This is a genomic window from uncultured Tenacibaculum sp., from assembly GCF_947499065.1.
Lineage (GTDB): Bacteria > Bacteroidota > Bacteroidia > Flavobacteriales > Flavobacteriaceae > Polaribacter.
The window spans coordinates 147,703-164,709 of sequence record NZ_CANMMT010000001.1; the positions used below are offsets into that span (position 1 = coordinate 147,703).

Annotated in this window: 17 protein-coding genes; 8 read left to right on the top strand and 9 right to left on the bottom strand. The window is 30.1% G+C overall.

The genetic code is table 11. From position 1 onward, the window contains the following. Positions 1–86: 86 nt before the first annotated feature. Positions 87–713 (bottom strand): hypothetical protein, encoded by a 627-nt coding sequence (locus tag Q0958_RS00710; protein WP_299118399.1) that lies wholly within the window; start codon positions 711–713, stop codon positions 87–89. 96 nt (positions 714–809) lie between these two features. Between Q0958_RS00710 and mce the strand changes: the two genes are divergently transcribed. The 6 genes from mce (at position 810) to Q0958_RS00740 (ending at position 4,482) form a co-directional block, all read left to right on the top strand. After that, positions 810–1,211 (top strand): methylmalonyl-CoA epimerase, encoded by a 402-nt coding sequence (gene mce, locus Q0958_RS00715; RefSeq protein ID WP_299118401.1) that lies wholly within the window; start codon positions 810–812, stop codon positions 1,209–1,211. 62 nt (positions 1,212–1,273) lie between these two features. Then, a complete protein-coding gene (locus Q0958_RS00720) occupies positions 1,274–2,152 on the top strand; it encodes a permease-like cell division protein FtsX (RefSeq protein ID WP_299118403.1) in 879 nt (292 codons plus the stop codon). A gap of 6 nt (positions 2,153–2,158) precedes the next feature. Further along, complete coding sequence (locus Q0958_RS00725) at positions 2,159–2,401, top strand: DUF3098 domain-containing protein (protein WP_299118405.1); 243 nt, start codon at positions 2,159–2,161, stop codon at positions 2,399–2,401. 2 nt (positions 2,402–2,403) lie between these two features. Further along, the gene (locus Q0958_RS00730; protein ID WP_299118407.1) at positions 2,404–3,213 is read left to right on the top strand and encodes an undecaprenyl-diphosphate phosphatase; all 810 of its coding nucleotides are present in this window, start codon (positions 2,404–2,406) and stop codon (positions 3,211–3,213) included. Further along, positions 3,213–3,908: a tRNA pseudouridine(55) synthase TruB gene (gene truB / locus Q0958_RS00735; protein ID WP_299118409.1), complete on the top strand. Its 696-nt coding sequence runs from the start codon at positions 3,213–3,215 to the stop codon at positions 3,906–3,908. Before Q0958_RS00730 ends, truB begins: the two co-directional genes overlap by 1 nt. Before the next feature lie 34 nt (positions 3,909–3,942). Continuing rightward, complete coding sequence (locus Q0958_RS00740; RefSeq protein WP_299118411.1) at positions 3,943–4,482, top strand: hypothetical protein; 540 nt, start codon at positions 3,943–3,945, stop codon at positions 4,480–4,482. A 3-nt stretch (positions 4,483–4,485) separates the two neighbouring features. Here Q0958_RS00740 and Q0958_RS00745 read toward each other — a convergent pair whose 3' ends face one another. The 3 genes from Q0958_RS00745 to Q0958_RS00755 all read right to left on the bottom strand — a co-directional run bounded on the left by Q0958_RS00745 (position 4,486) and on the right by Q0958_RS00755 (position 6,722). Beyond that, complete coding sequence (locus Q0958_RS00745; RefSeq protein WP_299118412.1) at positions 4,486–4,962, bottom strand: ABC transporter ATPase; 477 nt, start codon at positions 4,960–4,962, stop codon at positions 4,486–4,488. 90 nt (positions 4,963–5,052) lie between these two features. Continuing rightward, positions 5,053–5,643, bottom strand: a complete 591-nt coding sequence (locus tag Q0958_RS00750) for a thioredoxin family protein (protein ID WP_299118414.1) — start codon at positions 5,641–5,643, stop codon at positions 5,053–5,055. A gap of 110 nt (positions 5,644–5,753) precedes the next feature. Beyond that, complete coding sequence (locus tag Q0958_RS00755; RefSeq protein WP_299118416.1) at positions 5,754–6,722, bottom strand: NAD-dependent epimerase/dehydratase family protein; 969 nt, start codon at positions 6,720–6,722, stop codon at positions 5,754–5,756. Positions 6,723–6,904: 182 nt separating this feature from the next. Between Q0958_RS00755 and Q0958_RS00760 the strand changes: the two genes are divergently transcribed. Beyond that, positions 6,905–7,432: a hypothetical protein gene (locus Q0958_RS00760; RefSeq protein ID WP_299118418.1), complete on the top strand. Its 528-nt coding sequence runs from the start codon at positions 6,905–6,907 to the stop codon at positions 7,430–7,432. Here the strand turns inward: Q0958_RS00760 and Q0958_RS00765 are convergent. From Q0958_RS00765 to Q0958_RS00775, 3 genes are read right to left on the bottom strand one after another with little or no spacing between them, the layout of a single operon-like run. Beyond that, positions 7,416–7,889, bottom strand: a complete 474-nt coding sequence (locus Q0958_RS00765; protein ID WP_299118420.1) for a regulatory protein RecX — start codon at positions 7,887–7,889, stop codon at positions 7,416–7,418. The two genes, Q0958_RS00760 and Q0958_RS00765, sit on opposite strands and share 17 nt — an antisense overlap. Positions 7,890–7,906: 17 nt before the next feature. Beyond that, on the bottom strand, positions 7,907–8,620 hold the full coding sequence (locus tag Q0958_RS00770) for a LytTR family DNA-binding domain-containing protein (RefSeq protein ID WP_299118422.1): 714 nt from the start codon (positions 8,618–8,620) through the stop codon (positions 7,907–7,909). Between the two features lie 5 nt (positions 8,621–8,625). Continuing rightward, entirely contained in the window at positions 8,626–9,705 is a 1,080-nt protein-coding gene (locus Q0958_RS00775) for a histidine kinase (RefSeq protein WP_299118424.1), read from the bottom strand. Positions 9,706–9,916: 211 nt separating this feature from the next. Between Q0958_RS00775 and Q0958_RS00780 the strand changes: the two genes are divergently transcribed. Beyond that, on the top strand, positions 9,917–12,244 hold the full coding sequence (locus Q0958_RS00780; RefSeq protein WP_299118426.1) for an outer membrane beta-barrel family protein: 2,328 nt from the start codon (positions 9,917–9,919) through the stop codon (positions 12,242–12,244). Between the two features lie 83 nt (positions 12,245–12,327). Here Q0958_RS00780 and Q0958_RS00785 read toward each other — a convergent pair whose 3' ends face one another. Beyond that, positions 12,328–15,789: an efflux RND transporter permease subunit gene (locus Q0958_RS00785; RefSeq protein WP_299118428.1), complete on the bottom strand. Its 3,462-nt coding sequence runs from the start codon at positions 15,787–15,789 to the stop codon at positions 12,328–12,330. Positions 15,790–15,812: 23 nt separating this feature from the next. Beyond that, positions 15,813–16,994: an efflux RND transporter periplasmic adaptor subunit gene (locus Q0958_RS00790; RefSeq protein WP_299118430.1), complete on the bottom strand. Its 1,182-nt coding sequence runs from the start codon at positions 16,992–16,994 to the stop codon at positions 15,813–15,815. Between the last annotated feature and the right edge of the window lie 13 nt (positions 16,995–17,007).

Consider the following 17,007-nt stretch of genomic DNA (forward strand, 5'->3'; position numbering starts at 1 on the left):
AATACTTTTACTGTTGAATATTTATTTCTTACATCTTTTAAAATAAAAAAGACTCACAATTAGTGAGTCTTTTCCTCATAATATATTTAATATGGCGGTGATAATTGTCCAAAATTCCCAGCATTACTTAATTTCCCTTCTCTAAAGCTTCTATTTTTAAAATTTTGCCTAATTTCTTCTTCTATAGTTTTTCTATTCTCATAATCTTCTTTACTATCGTACACCCAATTATAACCATATTCACCTAATGCCTCTTTCATAGTTACAATTTCTCCATTTTTAGAAGCATCTGGTGCAAAAGCTATATTTTTTCCATTAATTTCTGTTGTTGGCATAAACAGTACTGTTTGATAGTTTGGTACTCCATGCGAAGTATTTTCAGGATAAGAAGCAGATACTATATTGATACCTGTTAACTTTATTCCTTTTTCTTGAGATACTTCTTTCACATAATTTAAATAAGCTTCTAGAGTTTCAATTGTATAAAAGTTTATCCGAGTATCTTCTCTACCTAAAGCTTTTTCCAAAACTGGTTTTCTGGTTTCATCATAATGCTCTAACATAGCTACCATTTCTTTGTACATCAATAAATTTTTAGGTTTTGTTGTTGTTACCGTTTTTTCGATTAAAACTTCACTTGTTTTATCTTGCGTACAAGACAATAAACTAGCTGCACCTATAAATGCAACAAGCAATTTTTTTGTTGTTTTCATATGAATCACAATTTTTAAATTAATATTGGCTTCAATTTAGCATTTATTTTTTTTGCAAACCCAAACAGATACATTTTTCTTTTATACTTTTACCCTATGGATAAAATTGAACATATTGGTATTGCTGTAAAAGATTTAGAAAAATCAAATCAGCTTTTTGCATCACTCTTTGGAAAACCGCATTATAAAATTGAAGAAGTTGCTAGCGAAGGTGTTAAAACCTCATTTTTTAAAACTGGACCTAACAAGATAGAGCTCTTAGAAGCTACTAAACCCGATAGTCCTATAGCTAAGTTTATTGAAAAAAAAGGAGAAGGAATTCACCATATAGCTTTTGCAGTTACAAATATTGAAGCAGAAATAAAGCGTTTACAAAAGGAAGGCTTTACGGTATTAAATGAAACACCTAAAAAAGGAGCCGATAATAAATTAGTTGCTTTTTTACACCCAAAAACCACTAATGGAGTTTTAATTGAATTATGTCAGGAAATTGAATAATTAGCTCTATAGGAATTACCAAATATTTGTATCTTGCAATGTTAAATTTACAACATTAAATAATGACAACCTCTTTTGATTCTTTTCAAAAACGACGCTTACAATCATCTTATGTTTCCGTAGTAGTTAGTATTGCGCTAGTACTTTTTATGATTGGAATTTTAGGTTTGGTTTTATTAAAATCTACCAAAGTTGCTAATCACTTTAAAGAGAAAGTAGTAATGACTCTATTTTTAAAGGATGATGTTACTGCCAAGCAATCAAAAGATTTCAAAGAAACCTTAAAGAAAAAAGAATACACAAATAAGGTTATATACATAACAAAAGAAGAAGCAGCAAAAACGTACAAAAGAGATTTAGGTGAAGATTTTTTAAAATTTTTAGGTGATAATCCTCTTAAAAACGGATTAGATATTTACTTAAAAGCAGATTTCGTTACTCCTGAAAAAATGAATGAAATAGAAAACTCTTTTGAGAAAAATAAATTGGTAGCTGAAGTAAATTACGATAAACCTTTAGTTCGATTATTAACACAAAACATTCAAAAAATTAGTTTTTGGTTGTTGGTGCTAAGCGGTTTCTTTGGTATTGTTGCTATTATATTAATTAATAGCTCCATTCGTTTATCTATTTACTCTAAAAGATTCAATATAAAAACCATGCAAATGGTTGGAGCAACTAAAAGTTTTATTCGTAGACCATTTATATGGCAAAGCATTAAGCTAGGTCTATTAGGTGCTTTTATAGCATTATTTGGAATAGCTCTTTTAATTTACTATATAAACAAATATATCCCTACGTTAGAAATGTTATCAGACTACACTCCTTTGGCTTATGTTGCTGGAGGTGTATTATTTGTATCTTTCTTTATTACTTGGATAAGTACATTTTTTGCTACTCAACGTTTTTTAAACTTACAAACTAATGATTTGTATTACTAAGATTTTATGAAAAAAGATAATTCAACCAAACAAGAATTTTTATTCGGTAAGCGCAATTATATAATCATGTTAATTGGCTTAGCTGTTATAGCATTAGGGTTTATTCTAATGGCCGGTGGTGGTAGTGATGACCCAAAAGTATTTAATCCTGAAATTTATAGCTGGCAAAGAATTCGTTTAGCACCAACTCTTGTTATTATTGGATTGGGTATTGAAATTTATGCTATTTTTGCCAATCCAAAAAAATAAGCATGGGATTATTAGAGGCTATTATCTTAGCCATTATTGAAGGTATTACTGAGTATTTACCTGTTTCTTCAACAGGACATATGATTATCGCTTCTTCTTTTATGAGGATTGCAACAGATGATTTTACAAAACTATTCACCATAGTTATTCAACTAGGTGCTATTTTATCGGTTTTAGTATTGTATTGGAAACGCTTTTTTCAAAGTTTCGATTTCTATTTAAAACTGTTAGTAGCATTTATTCCAGCTGTTGTTTTAGGATTGCTCTTAAATGATGTTATCGATAGTTTATTGGAAAGCCCAGTAACAGTTGCTATTTCTCTAATCATTGGAGGGGTTATTTTATTAAAAGTTGACGATTGGTTTAAAGCCAACGAGGAGTTTGATGAAAAAAACCCAACAGCTCATACAGAAATAAGTTATGCTACTGCTTTAAAAATTGGTTTTTTTCAATGTTTAGCTATGATTCCAGGAACTTCTAGAAGTGGTGCTAGTATTGTAGGTGGTATGACTCAAAAAATAAATAGAAAAACAGCTGCTGAATTTTCTTTCTTCTTAGCGGTTCCTACCATGTTAGGTGCTACTGCTAAAAAAACCTATGATTATTATAAAGCTGGTTTTGAATTATCTTCTGAACAAGTAAACTACCTTATTATTGGTAATGTTGTTGCTTTTATTGTTGCCTTAATAGCTATCAAATCATTCATCGATTACTTAAGTAAAAAAGGATTTAAAATCTTCGGATACTACCGTATTATATTTGGAGTTGCCTTATTACTAATTCACTTTTTCGTGTATAAACTTTCTATATAATGCTGACTGCTGAAGACTATAAAAACGGACAAGTTTTATTAATTGATAAACCTTTAGAATGGACTTCTTTTCAAGTTGTCAATAAATTACGTTGGCATATTCGTAAACGTTTTGATATTAAAAAAATTAAAGTTGGTCATGCAGGAACTTTAGACCCTTTAGCTACTGGCTTGTTAATTATTTGTACTGGAAAACAGACTAAAAACATCAACGAATACCAAGGTCAAGCAAAAGAATATACAGGTACAATAACTCTTGGTGAAACAACCCCTAGTTACGATTTAGAAACTGAAGTAAACGAAACTTTCCCTACTGAACATATTACTAAAGAATTGATTCATAAAACAACAGAACAATTTATAGGAAAAATTCAACAAAAGCCACCTATTTTTTCAGCAATTAAAAAAGATGGTAAACGTTTATATGAATTAGCTCGTAAAGGAGAAACTACCGAAATTAAATCGAGAGAAATTACTATTTCTGAATTTGAAATTACCAATATTAATGCAAACAAAGTTGACTTTAGAGTTGTTTGTAGTAAGGGTACCTATATTCGTTCCTTAGCTTACGATTTTGGTTTAGCGTTAAATTCTGGAGCTCATTTATCTGCCTTAAGAAGAACCAAAATTGGAAATTTCTCTGTTAGTGACGGACTAAGTATTGATAATTTTATAGAATCGTTAGAAGTGGAATAGTTTTTGTCTCATAGAGCAAAAAACATTTACTTCTATGAAAAAAACTACACTACTATTCTTTATAACTTTAGTCATTAACTTTAAAATTAATGCTCAAAATGAAAGTAAACGTCCTTTCTTTACTGGGTCTTTGAGTACTACTTTTGGAATTAATCAGAAATACAAATTAGGAGAAGAAGGAAACGGCCCTTTAATTGTACCTAAATCCATTTTATTAAGAACTGGTTTTGGATATCAATTTAATGATCGTTGGGCATCTACTTTTAATATCGGTTACGACCATCATTTTACGTACGCTATCAACTCTATTCCAATGTACGCTAGTGTTCGTTATAATTTTATTAAAAAAGCCAGTAGCGCTTATTTTATTGAATCTAGCTACGGACAAATGTTTCGTCCTTCCAATCGATTTTCAAATGGTAACTATTACAAGATTGGCTTAGGAATCTTATCTCTTAGCAACAGTAGTTTTAACGGAATGATACGCTTAGATTTTCAAAGAAAAAAAATAGCACAATTTAAAAATGGAAATCTAGACAGTATTTCTCTTGGTATTGGTTTTACCTTGTTCTAATTTTTAAAGAAAACGACTATACCAGCTCTCTGTAATTGGTACTTCCCAATAGTTATTTAACTCGTGTTTTGTTTGCACTAAGTTATCAAAAACAATGGTTTTACCAGTTACAGATTTATTTTTTATTAGTTTTTTAAAATCTTTTAGCTCTTTATACTGAGTATACTCTCCTTGTTTAAAACACACATTCATTTTATCTAATAACTCAATATCGTATTCTTGCTGTAATTGCAATACAAAAGCTACTTGCTTATCAATTTCTGCATTAGATAACTGTATATTATCTTCTACAGAAAAAATAATAAATCGATTGTATCTTAACTCAAAAGACACTTTAAAATCTTCTTCAGACTTCCACTCTTCTGAAAATGTTTTTAGCTTTTCCTTTAACCCCTCTATTTCTTGTGGATAAAACTTTCTACTAGATGGATAAATCCAAACTTTAGCTTCTTCTGATAACGTATTGAAATCTACTAACATAATTATTCTTTCTGTGCGGCAAATATACAGAAAACAAAATCCTCTTCTTGTTAAGATTCAAGAAGAGGATTTACTTTATAAAAAAGGATTTTATTTTAATAATGTAAGAATATCTTCTTGCACATTATTCCCTTTATTTTTATTGTACCAAACTTGCAAATCTTTTTTAAAGTCTGCATCTAAACTTCCATGTTCAGTCTTATAATCAGCAACCATTTTAGTAGCTACTGATGGTCTTGGCCCCCAAGTTTCAACTACCTCATTTTCTTTATCTAAGGCAATTAATTTAGGAATAGACCTTCCTCCGTTAGTTAAAAACTTATCCATTAATTCTAAGTTCTCATCTCTCAATACTAACTTTAATTGAATGTTAGGGTTTTCTTCTGCTATTTTATTAATAACAGGTAAATTCTGAGCAGCATCTCCACACCAACCTTCTGTTAAAACCAACCAAGTCTGTGGCTCTTTTACATCCTTAACCTTAGCTATAGTTTCTTCAGAAATTTTTATAGTTTTATCTAAACGCTTCATTCTTTTATCGTTTAGTAAACTATAATTTAATAAGGCATCAGATTGAGTTAATCCAGTTGATTTCCCTTGCTCTAACAAATCTTTTACTAGAGTTCTATATTCAGAATATGAAATGGCTTTTTGTAAACTGCTTTCTATAATTTCTTTCATCTTAATAATCTTATTATACTACAAATGTACTAGTTCCTCTTAATGTATACAGTAACCTAAGTTACGAACTACAAAAACGGAATAATATAGACGTAAAGATGATCAGAAGCTTACACTTCCTCTAATTTTTGACTTTCTAAAGATTTTAAATTACTAATAATATCCTTAGTCATCGATGCTAAATCGTATTCATGTTGCCATCCCCAATCTTTTCTAGCTTCTGTATCGTCAATTATTTGAGGCCAGCTATCAGCAATCGCTTGTCTAAAATCTGGGTTATAAGAAATTGTAAATTCAGGAACGTATTTTTGAATTTCTTCAGCTATTTCTTTTGGTGTAAAACTAATAGCTGATAAATTATACGAAGTTCTAGTTTTTATTTTTTCAACATCAGCTTGCATTAACTGTATTGTTGCTTTAATAGCATCATTCATATACATCATTGGCAAACGAGTATTTTCTGATAAGAAACATTCAAAAGTTCCCTTTTTTAATGCTTCAAAGTAGATATCAACTGCATAATCCGTTGTACCTCCTCCTGGTAATGTTTTCCAACTTATAATTCCAGGGTAACGAATACTTCTTACATCTACTCCATATTTATCATGATAATAATTACACCAGTGCTCTCCAGCCACCTTACTAATTCCATAAACGGTTGAAGGCTCCATAACTGTTTGTTGTGGTGTATTTATTTTGGGTGATGTAGGTCCAAAAGACGCCATTGAACTTGGCCAGTATACTTTTTCAATATGCTTTTCTCTTGCTAACTCTAAAACAGCTAATAAAGATGTCATATTTAAGTCCCAACCCTTTAATGGATATTTTTCTGCGGTTGCTGATAACATTGCTGCCATCAAGTATACTTGGTTTACCTTATATTTTTGAATTACTTTTAAAATATCTTCTTGGCTAGTTGCATCAATTATTTCAAAAGGACCTGAGCTCATCATTTCTTTTCCTCCTTCTCTAATATCGGAAGCTATTACATTATCATTACCGTAAATAGAACGTAATTGTTGCGTTAATTCTGTTCCTATTTGCCCGCAAGCTCCTAAAACTAATATCGTGTCATTCATTTCTAATAATTCAAAAATATAGTGCGGCAAAGTTATTAAATTTCATATTTCACAAAAAATATTTATCCTTTTTTAACTATCAACAAAACAAGAGCTTAATCACCTGATTACAAACTTATAATTCTATTTTCATTCTTAAATCAAGTAAAATATGTACTTTTATGCTTTTAATTTATCGTTTAATGAAACCTTTTCAAATTCTTATATTTTCTTTTTTAGTTATTTTTCTTTCTTGTAAAAAAGATGGTAATCAAAATAAAGAAACTGTTCAGAAAACAGATATCAACACTTCTGTAAAACATCCTGAATATACAGTACTTGACAAAGAATCTATACAGGAAATTAGAAATTGGAAAGAGTATTTTATAACTGACGAATTTTTAGCTCAATTTAAAACCATTAGCCCAACCGATGCTTTAAACAATGCTCTAGAATTAAAAGACCTAGCCAAACAATTAAAAGATAGCTTAAATATAGAAACTCTAAAAACACCTTCTTTTAAGGCTCGTGTAAATGTTTTTGAAAATGAAGTTTTAAGACTTGCCGATATGACATACATTCCTTCTATATCTTCAAAGAATGTTAATAGTCAAGTTGAAAAAATGCTTTCTCTTTTTAGCAGTATGAATGATAAAATAAATGCTGTTTACGCTAAAAAACGTTTTGATAAAGCGGTTAAATTAGATAGTTTATTTAACAGTTTTGAATAGTATTGATAGCTTCGTACACTAAGTTACTTTCGAAACCTCTGTATAGTAAATAATCGGCTACTTTTTTTCTTCTTTTAAACAAGTTTTCTTCGGACACTAATTTGTTTTTCTTTTCCACTAAAGAATAGAGTGTAGTTATATACTCTTTTTCATCGATTTCATTTAATGCTATCTTAATATTATATACAGAAATATCTCTCATTTGAAGTTCACGAGTTATTCTTTGCTTACCCCATTTTTTAATTCTGAACTTACCTCTAGCAAAACTTTTAGAAAATCGTTCTTCATTTAAAAAATTTTCTTGGAGAAGATGTAATAAAATATTGTCCTTAGCCTCTGGAATTAAATTATATTCTGATAGTTTTTTTTCTACTTCTTTATGACATCTATCTTGATATACACAAAAACTCTCCAACTTTCTTTTTATTTCTTCAACCGAAATAACCTGTTTCTTCATAAAACAAAAGTACTACCCTATTTCCAGTTATTTAAAAAAGATACCACCTTTTCTTTATAACTTGCTCCTATTGGAATTTCTGTTGAATTTACCTCTATATCATTAACCGTAAAAGCAGATATCTTATTAATATTTATAATGTAAGAACGGTGAACTCTTAAAAAATTCTCTTCTTTTAATTCTTGTTCTATTTCACTAATCCTATATTTAGAAACTATTCTTTTATTATCAACTGTATGTATTTTTATATAATCTTTTAAACTTTCTATAAATAGAATATCATTAATAACCACTTTATGATGTTTATTTCCCGACTTCACCAACATAAAATCATCTGTTTCTTTTTCTTTATGTTGAATTGATTGTGATTGTGTTTTTTGTTCTCCTAAAAAACGATCTACCGATTTAAAAAAACGTTCGAAAGTAATTGGTTTCAATAAATAATCTATAACACCTAAATCATAACTTTCTATAGCATAATCTCTGTAGGCTGTAGTAAAAATGGTTTTTGGTGGATTCTTTAATGTTTTTAAAAAATCTATCCCTGTTAAGTTTGGCATTTTTATGTCTAAAAACAACAAATCTACTTCTTGAGTATTCAATATTTCAAATGCTTTTATAGCATTGTTACATGTAGCTACTATTTCTAATGCATCAATTTTAGAAATATGTTTTTCTAGCAATTTTATTGCTAAAGGTTCATCATCTACTAGCAAACACTTTACTTTCATATTTCTTATTCTTGATTAATTTTTAAAGTTACAGTAAATCTATTTTCACTAGGTTTAATATCTAGCTCATAATTATTTCCACATATTAAATCTAATTGTTTTCTAATATTAGACAAACCTATGCTATCTTTTCCTTTAACTTCATAATCGCCAGCTACCGTATTTGTTATTACAAACTGAAATTTTGAACCTTTACTTGAAATATCAATATCAATTTCTGGAGAACCACTATCTTCTCCTGCGCCATGTTTAAAAGCATTTTCTACTAAAGACAACAGTATTAAAGGAGGAATTTCGATATCATAATCTATATTTTCTGTAAAACTGACTTTTAATCTTTCATCATAACGTAACTTTTCTAATTCTATAAAATTTTTCAACAAGTCTATTTCACTAGATAACAACACATATTTTCCATTGCAACGATATAATACATGATCTAAAATTTCAGATAATTTACTTATTGATGTAGATGTTTTAGGAGAATTAATCACAGAAAGCGAATAGATATTATTTAATGTATTAAATAGAAAGTGAGGATTCAATTGTCCTTTTAAAGTCTTTAATTCTATTTCAGATTTCTCTTTAGCTAAAGCTAGTTTTTTTGACTTTTCTCTTTCATCTTCAAAATAATATTTCACCGCAACAAATACTAAAACATTTAATAAAATAGTAGGAATGTATTTTGCCATTAGCCATCTATAGTCAGAAAATATTTCCTGAATAGACTCTTGTTCGAATGGGGGTGTTCTTACTAAAGGTTCTGCAACGTGCACCACTAAGACCCTACTTAAAACCCCAAATAAATAAAACGCCAATAAAAAGGTTACTACTGATAACAAGTATTTTTTGGTTTTTATGAATTTAGGTATCCATAAATACGCCACAAAATAAGATGCTAATATTTGAGTTAAAAAGCTTATACAATTAAAAATCAAAGCTTCAACAACTGTAAAATGTTGATTTTTATCATTAATAATTACATCTCTTAAGAGATCAAGACTAAAAAGTATTAACCAAAATAATACATGACGAGAATATTGATTCTTCCTTATATGTTCTGAGAATTTATGTAGTGCATCCATATTTCACAAAAGTAAAAGCTATTCTATCAATTTCTAACACAAATAGACGAAACTTGTTTTTAAACACCTAAACAAACGTTTTTTACTCCTAAACCCTTCTACTTCTTTAAAACAGTTATAAACGTCGATTTTTCACACTCATTTGTCGATTATAAAACTTTAGCTTCTTAATCCAATTCATATTTGCATCATAATACAAATAACAAACAAAATGAAAAAAATACTGTTCCTTCTTTTATTAATAAGTACTATTGGTACTTCTGCTCAAATAAACCTTACCGGTAAGGTGGTTGAAAAAAACACGCAGCACCCCTTGGAATTTGCCACTGTAATTTTAACCAATCCTAAAAACAATAATGTTATTGCTGGCGAATCAACTAATAGCAAAGGAGAGTTTTCTATCAAAGCTAAAAAAGGAATCTACAATGTTAAAATTGAATTTATTGGCTTTAAAAGTCATACTATAAATAATTATTCACTTACTAAGAATCAATCAATTCAAACTATATTTTTACAAGAAGATTCTGAAGCGTTAGACGAGGTTGAAGTAGTTGCTGAAAAATCTACAACCGAATACAAATTAGACAAACGTGTTTTTAATGTTGGAAAAGATTTAATATCAAAAGGAGGCTCTGTAAACGATATTTTAAACAATGTTCCTTCTGTTAATGTTGATATTGAAGGAGCCGTAAGTTTACGTGGTAATTCTAATGTTCGTATTTTAATTAATGGTAGACCATCTGTTTTAACAGCTAATAACGGATTAGAATCTATTCCTTCTGAAAACATTGAAAAAGTAGAAGTAATTACCAACCCATCTGCTAAATATGATGCTGAAGGAACAGCAGGAATTATCAATATTATTTTGAAAAAGAATAAAAAGGGACGCTTTGGAAGCTCACTTCAACTAACCACTGGTATACCAGATAATCATAGTATTAATTACAATGTTAATTATAAAAAGGAAAAGTTTAATTTGTTTTCTAATATCGGGTATCGTTATTTATCATTCGATGGAAACGGTTACTTAAACAGAACCAACTTTACGAATAATGTACCTGTATCTTTTTCTAACAGAACTACTAATAGCACTAGAAGTCGTAGAACATTCAATCTTTATTTTGGAAGTGATTATTACATTAACGATAAAAACACTCTAACCTTAAGTTATTATTACCGAAATAACACAAGCAAAAATAATGTTGATTATACCTTTAACTTTTTAAACGCTCAAAAACAAGTTGACAATATTCTTACTTCAAACGAATCGTATAGAGAACCTCAAAAAGCAAATCAAATTGAACTTAACTATGTAAAAACCTTTGATAAAAAAGGACAAAAACTTACAGTTAATTTCCAATATGACTTTTGGAATGATGATGAAAACGAATCGGTAGAAGAGCAACAACAATTTCCAACTACCTCAGCAATCAACTTATTAAGAAGTAGAGATATAGAAAGTAGTAAAGACTTCTTATTTCAATCTGATTTTAAATTACCAATTACAAAAAAATCACATATTGAAATGGGGATAAAAGGTGAAATAAGAAACATTGATAGCGATTATAAAGTTTGGGATAACAATGTAGTGGTAGATACTTTAAATAATTTATTAAAATATAACGAACGTATCTACGGTGCTTATATTCAATATGGAAATAGAAAAAACAAATTACAGTATTTACTAGGTTTACGTGCCGAACATGCAAACACAGGAAGTACTGATAGAAGAGATGAATTTAGAACTTCTAAAAGTTATACCGATTTATTTCCAACTGCTCATTTAACTTATAACTTTAATCAAGCTACCAATGTACAAGTAAGTTACAGTAGAAGAATTAGACGTCCTAGCTTTTGGCACTTAAATCCTTTTGGAGGAATTTCAGACAGAAGAAACATTCGTGTTGGTAACCCAGATTTAAATCCTATGTACACAAACTCTTTTGAGTTAGGTTTATTAAAACGATGGAAAAAATTCACTTTAAACCCATCTATTTATTACCAAAGAACAACTAATGTTTTTGAAACTTTAATAACCCCTAATCCATTTGGAGCTTTAGTATCAAAACCAATTAACTCAGGTACAGAAAAAAGGTTTGGTGCTGAATTAGCTATTCGATATTCTCCTTTTAAATGGTGGCGATTATCAAGTGAATTTAATTACTTTTCTTTTGACCAAAGAGGTTTATATACTGTAGATGATAGCACATGGTCTACACGTTTAAATTCAAGAATGAAGTTTTCTAAACTAACTATTCAATCTAGTTTTAATTATCGTGGAGAAAGACAAAGTGGGCAAATATTTACTGAAGCTCAATACAGAGCAAACATTGGAATTAGTAAAGACTTTTGGGAAGACAAAGCTACCGTAACTTTAAATATGAATAATATTTTAGACTCTAGAGTAAGTAGACAATTAATTACTGGTGAAAATTATACTACCAATAACTATAGTAGACCTATTGGTAGATTTACATCAATCACTTTTACATATCGATTTAACAGAACTAAAAAAGATAGGGATCGTTTACCTGACTAAAAACAATTAAACCAAAACTTTAAAAGCAAGAAGAGCTAAAAGTAAAATACTTTTAGCTCTTCTTTATTGTTAATAAAAATTAATTATAAACTACGTAACCACATTTTAAACTTAGTAATTAAGTAGAATAAAATAGGGACTACAATTAAAGTTAAGAATGTTGCAATGAATAATCCGTAAATTACTGTCCATGCTAATGGTCCCCAGAAAATTACGTTATCACCTCCCATATAAATATGTGGGTTAAACTCACTAAATAATGTAAAGAAATTAATATTGAATCCAGTTGCTAATGGAATTAACCCTAAGATTGTTGTAATTGCTGTTAATAATACTGGACGTAAACGAGCTTTACCTCCTCTAATTACAGCTTCTCCTAAAGTTTCAACATCTACATAATCGCTTTCAGCAATTCCATGTTCTACTTTCTTTCTATCAATTAATAGCTGTGTATAATCTAGTAATACCACTCCATTGTTCACTACAATACCTGCTAATGAGATAATACCCATCATTGTCATCATAATTACGAATGGCTTCGCTGTAATGATTAACCCTCCAAATACACCAATTAAACTTAAGAAAATCGCTAACATGATAATTCCAGGTTTAGAAACTGAATTGAATTGGAAAATTAATATTAAGAAAATTAATCCTAATCCAGAGAAAAATGCTCCCATTAAGAATGCCATCTGCTTGTTTTGCTCTTCAATTTGTCCTGTGTAATTAATCTTTACTGTAGCTGGTTTTTCGGTAAATGATTTCATCTCATTCTCAATCTTAGCTACAATCGCTGCTGCATCTGTATATCCTGGTGCTAATGCAGAATACACTGTTACCACACGCTTTACATCTTTATGTTTAATTGCACTAAATCCAGAAGTATTTGTTTGTTTAGCAATTGCCGATACAGGAATTTCTTTAACCTGACCTGAAGCCATATCTCTAAACGTTATTTTCTGATTAAAAATAGCACTCTTATTATATCTAATATCTTTGTTAAAACGTACATAGATATCATAATCTTCTCCATCTTCTTTATAAATACCTGCTTTAGAACCGAAAATTGCATTACGTAACTGACCTCCAACTTGAGATGCACTCACCCCTAATTCACCGGCTTTTTTACGATCTACATTTACTAACATTGATGGTTTAGACTTGTTTACATCAATCTTTAACTCATCAATACCTGCAATACTTTTCGAATTGATAAAATCACGCATTTTTTCAGCAGTATTAATCAATTCTGAATAATCTTTTCCTTCTAACTCAATATTAATAGGATATCCAGCTGGTGGTCCTACCGCTTCTTTCTCTACTGAAATTGCTAAACCTGGATAAATTCCTTTTAATGCCTCTGTTACTTTCTTTTGTAATTCTTTACTATCTGCCCCTTCACGGTATTTATACTCTCGCATTGAAGCAGTAATTTTTCCTCTATGTGGCATTTCTGCTGTAGAACCTCCATCTGTTTGTGGATTTCCAGATCCTGCTCCTACTTGTGACACAGCACTTTCTACTAAGAAATTATGGTCTCCATGCATATATTCTGGTGAATTCAACACATTGTATACACGCTCTTCCAAATCTTTCATAATCAGATTTGTTTTCTCAATATCTGTTCCTTGAGGATACTCTATATAAACAATAATCTGGTTAGGTGTATTGTCTGGGAAGAATTCTACTTTTGTTCTTTGACTTGCTACAGACGCACCAAAACCACCAAAAGCAAAGAATAATAAAAGAACAGTTGCTATAGTTATTACATAAGGTCTCCATCCTTTTAATGCAGCTCTTAACACTCTTTCATAAAAACGCTCCCATCTTGGTAACACGTTATTTTGAAAAGCATTTGCCCAAGGTCTTAATGCAATTCTATATACCCATAACATAATAGCTGTAAATACCATAATTGTACCTAAAGCTCTGTAAGCTCCTCCAAAAATAACAATTAACAATCCTATTATTGCCATGATAGATGATAAGGTAATAATTCTCTTTAATGGCATATTCTTATCTTCTACACTCATAAATTGAGATACCATTACTGAGTTAAAGAAAATTGCAACGAATAAAGACGAACCTAATACTACCGATAATGTTACTGGGAAATAAATCATAAACTGCCCCATAACTCCTGGCCACATTCCTAATGGAATAAACGCTGCTACTGTAGTTGCTGTTGAAATGATAATAGGAAAAGCAATTTCTCCAATACCCTTTTTAGCCGCTTCAATTCTTGGCATTCCTTCATCCATTAAACGATATACGTTTTCTACAACTACAATACCGTTATCTACTAACATTCCAAGCCCCATAATTAATCCGAAAAGAATCATGGTGTTCATCGTATAACCTAACCAACTTAAGATCATTAACGACATGAACATCGACATTGGAATTGCAAATCCTACGAATAATGCATTTTTAAACCCAAGGAAAAACATTAGTACTAATACTACTAAGATTACCCCGAAAATAATATTGTTTACTAAATCATCTACTTGTCCTATGGTTTTTGATGACTGATCATTTGCAATGGTAACTTTTAAGTTGCTTGGAAATACATTTTCTCTAGCCTCTTTTACTATCTTCTGAATTTTTTCAGCTGCTTCTACCATGTTTTTACCAGAACGCTTCTTTACATCTAGCATTACTACAGCTTCCCCAAACTCACGTGCATAGGTAGTTTTATCTTTATCTTTAAAAGATACTTTTGCGATATCTTTTAAATAAATAGAGTTTCCTTTTTCAGATTTTACTACAAAGTTTTGTAATTCTTGCGGATCTTCTATTTCTCCTAAAATTCGGATAGTACGACGTTGACCACTTGCAATTAAGTTACCAGCTGACATTGTTAAATTCCCTCCATTTACCGAGTTGATAATATCTTGGAAACTTACCTGAGCAGCCATCATTTTATAAATATCTACTGCTATTTCTACCTCTTTCTCCTCTGCACCACGGATATCTACTTTTTTAATCTCACCTAAATCCTCTATTTCATCTTCTAAATACTCACCAAATTCTTTTAATTTATCTACTGGATAATCACCAGAAATATTAATATTTAAAATTGGCATTTCTTCAGACATACTCAACTCAAACACATTAGGCTCTACTTTAGCCCCGTTAAAAGTTGGCCAGTCTTCACCAGAAGTTTCTTGATCAATCTCATCTTTTACCTTTTGTTTAGCTTGATCTACTGTAATATTTTCATCAAACTCAACAACTACCATCGAATAATCTTCTTGCGAAGTTGATGTAATTTCTACTACATTACTTACCGTTTTTAATTTATCTTCTAACGGATCGGTAATTAGTTTTTCTATATCTTCTGCTGTATTTCCTGGATATAATGAACTAATATAAATTTTAGTTTCTCTAATTTCCGGAAAGTTCTCTCTTGGCATACTTAAAAAGGCAGAAATACCCATAATAAGTATCATCACCATCATTACATAAATGGTTGTCTTATTATTAATTGCCCAAGAGGATAAACCGAATTCTTTATCGACTTGTTTTTTTTGTTTCTCAGTCATGTTAACTTGTAATCTTTAGTTGATTATTTTGCTTTAGTAGCAGCTAAGATTTTTACTTCTTGCCCATCTTTTACACTACGAGCACCTTCTTCTACAATTTGAGCTCCGTTTTCTACTCCTGTTAAAACTTCAATTACATCTCCTTGAGTTTTTCCAGTAGTAATAATTGCTTGTTTAGCAGTTCCTTTTTGATCTTTTATTCCTTTAACTACATAGATATACTGCTCTCCTTTTGCATTTTCTGAAATAATACTTTGTGGTATTAAAATAGCTTTTGGATTTGTATAATCGTTGATTTTTAACTTCGCAGTTAAGTTTGGCTTGATGCTTCTATCTTTATTTGGAACTCCAATTTCCACTTTAAAAGTTCTGTTTGCTGGATTGATAAAGTTTCCTGCTTGACGAATTTTAGAGTGTAATGATTTTCCTAAAATTGGGAATTCAACCTCAACGCTTTTTCCTTTTTTGATTGAAGTAATATAGCTTTCAGGAACATCAGTTTCAATATACATATCACCTAAGTTCACGATTCTAAATACTTCAGACCCCATTCCTGGTGCTACTACTGTTCCTTGCTCTTTAATTACATCGTCAATAACTCCTGTAAATGGTGCTTTGATTACAGATTTTCCTAATTGTCTTTTTAACTGATCAACAGCATTCTTTTGTGCTTCATATGAAGTTTTTGCTTGTAAATACTGAATTTCAGAACCAATCTTTTGTTCCCATAATCTTTTTTGACGCTCGTAAGTTGTCTTAGCTAAAGCAGCTTGCGCTTCTACTTGTGCTACTTGATTTCCTAAACCTCCATCATCTATTTTAGCTAAAGCTTGTCCTTTAACTACTCTTTGACCTTCTTTTACATAAATGCTTACTAATTGTCCTGCCATTTCTGGATACACTAAAACATTTTGCTTTGTTTGAACATCTCCCTGTAATTCTAAGTAGTGAACAAAATCTTCTGTTTTAGCAGAAAACACTGTAATTAAAGGTATTTTTTTGTTCGTATCTAATTCAGAAATTTTATCGTTTAACTGCTTTATCTCAGCAGCTAACTCTTGTTGCTTTGTATCTAACTCAGCCTTTTTTGTTCTTATTTGAGCTAAATCATTGGTAGCAATTACATCTTGAATAGACTGCCCTTTATTTCCTCCACAAGAAGTTAAAAGTGCGGTTAGTAATACTATTGAATATATTTTTCTCATTATAGTTGACTTT

Coding starts and splice junctions, on each gene's coding strand:
- Q0958_RS00725 (WP_299118405.1), top strand. CDS start 2,159: ATGAAAAAAGATAATTCAACCAAACAAGAATTTTTATTCGGTAAGCGC.
- Q0958_RS00730 (WP_299118407.1), top strand. CDS start 2,404: ATGGGATTATTAGAGGCTATTATCTTAGCCATTATTGAAGGTATTACT.
- Q0958_RS00745 (WP_299118412.1), bottom strand. CDS start 4,962: ATGTTAGTAGATTTCAATACGTTATCAGAAGAAGCTAAAGTTTGGATT.
- Q0958_RS00785 (WP_299118428.1), bottom strand. CDS start 15,789: ATGACTGAGAAACAAAAAAAACAAGTCGATAAAGAATTCGGTTTATCC.
- Q0958_RS00710 (WP_299118399.1), bottom strand. CDS start 713: ATGAAAACAACAAAAAAATTGCTTGTTGCATTTATAGGTGCAGCTAGT.
- Q0958_RS00755 (WP_299118416.1), bottom strand. CDS start 6,722: ATGAATGACACGATATTAGTTTTAGGAGCTTGCGGGCAAATAGGAACA.
- Q0958_RS00780 (WP_299118426.1), top strand. CDS start 9,917: ATGAAAAAAATACTGTTCCTTCTTTTATTAATAAGTACTATTGGTACT.
- Q0958_RS00760 (WP_299118418.1), top strand. CDS start 6,905: ATGAAACCTTTTCAAATTCTTATATTTTCTTTTTTAGTTATTTTTCTT.
- Q0958_RS00720 (WP_299118403.1), top strand. CDS start 1,274: ATGACAACCTCTTTTGATTCTTTTCAAAAACGACGCTTACAATCATCT.
- Q0958_RS00775 (WP_299118424.1), bottom strand. CDS start 9,705: ATGGATGCACTACATAAATTCTCAGAACATATAAGGAAGAATCAATAT.
- Q0958_RS00765 (WP_299118420.1), bottom strand. CDS start 7,889: ATGAAGAAACAGGTTATTTCGGTTGAAGAAATAAAAAGAAAGTTGGAG.
- Q0958_RS00740 (WP_299118411.1), top strand. CDS start 3,943: ATGAAAAAAACTACACTACTATTCTTTATAACTTTAGTCATTAACTTT.
- mce (WP_299118401.1), top strand. CDS start 810: ATGGATAAAATTGAACATATTGGTATTGCTGTAAAAGATTTAGAAAAA.
- truB (WP_299118409.1), top strand. CDS start 3,213: ATGCTGACTGCTGAAGACTATAAAAACGGACAAGTTTTATTAATTGAT.
- Q0958_RS00750 (WP_299118414.1), bottom strand. CDS start 5,643: ATGAAAGAAATTATAGAAAGCAGTTTACAAAAAGCCATTTCATATTCT.
- Q0958_RS00790 (WP_299118430.1), bottom strand. CDS start 16,994: ATGAGAAAAATATATTCAATAGTATTACTAACCGCACTTTTAACTTCT.
- Q0958_RS00770 (WP_299118422.1), bottom strand. CDS start 8,620: ATGAAAGTAAAGTGTTTGCTAGTAGATGATGAACCTTTAGCAATAAAA.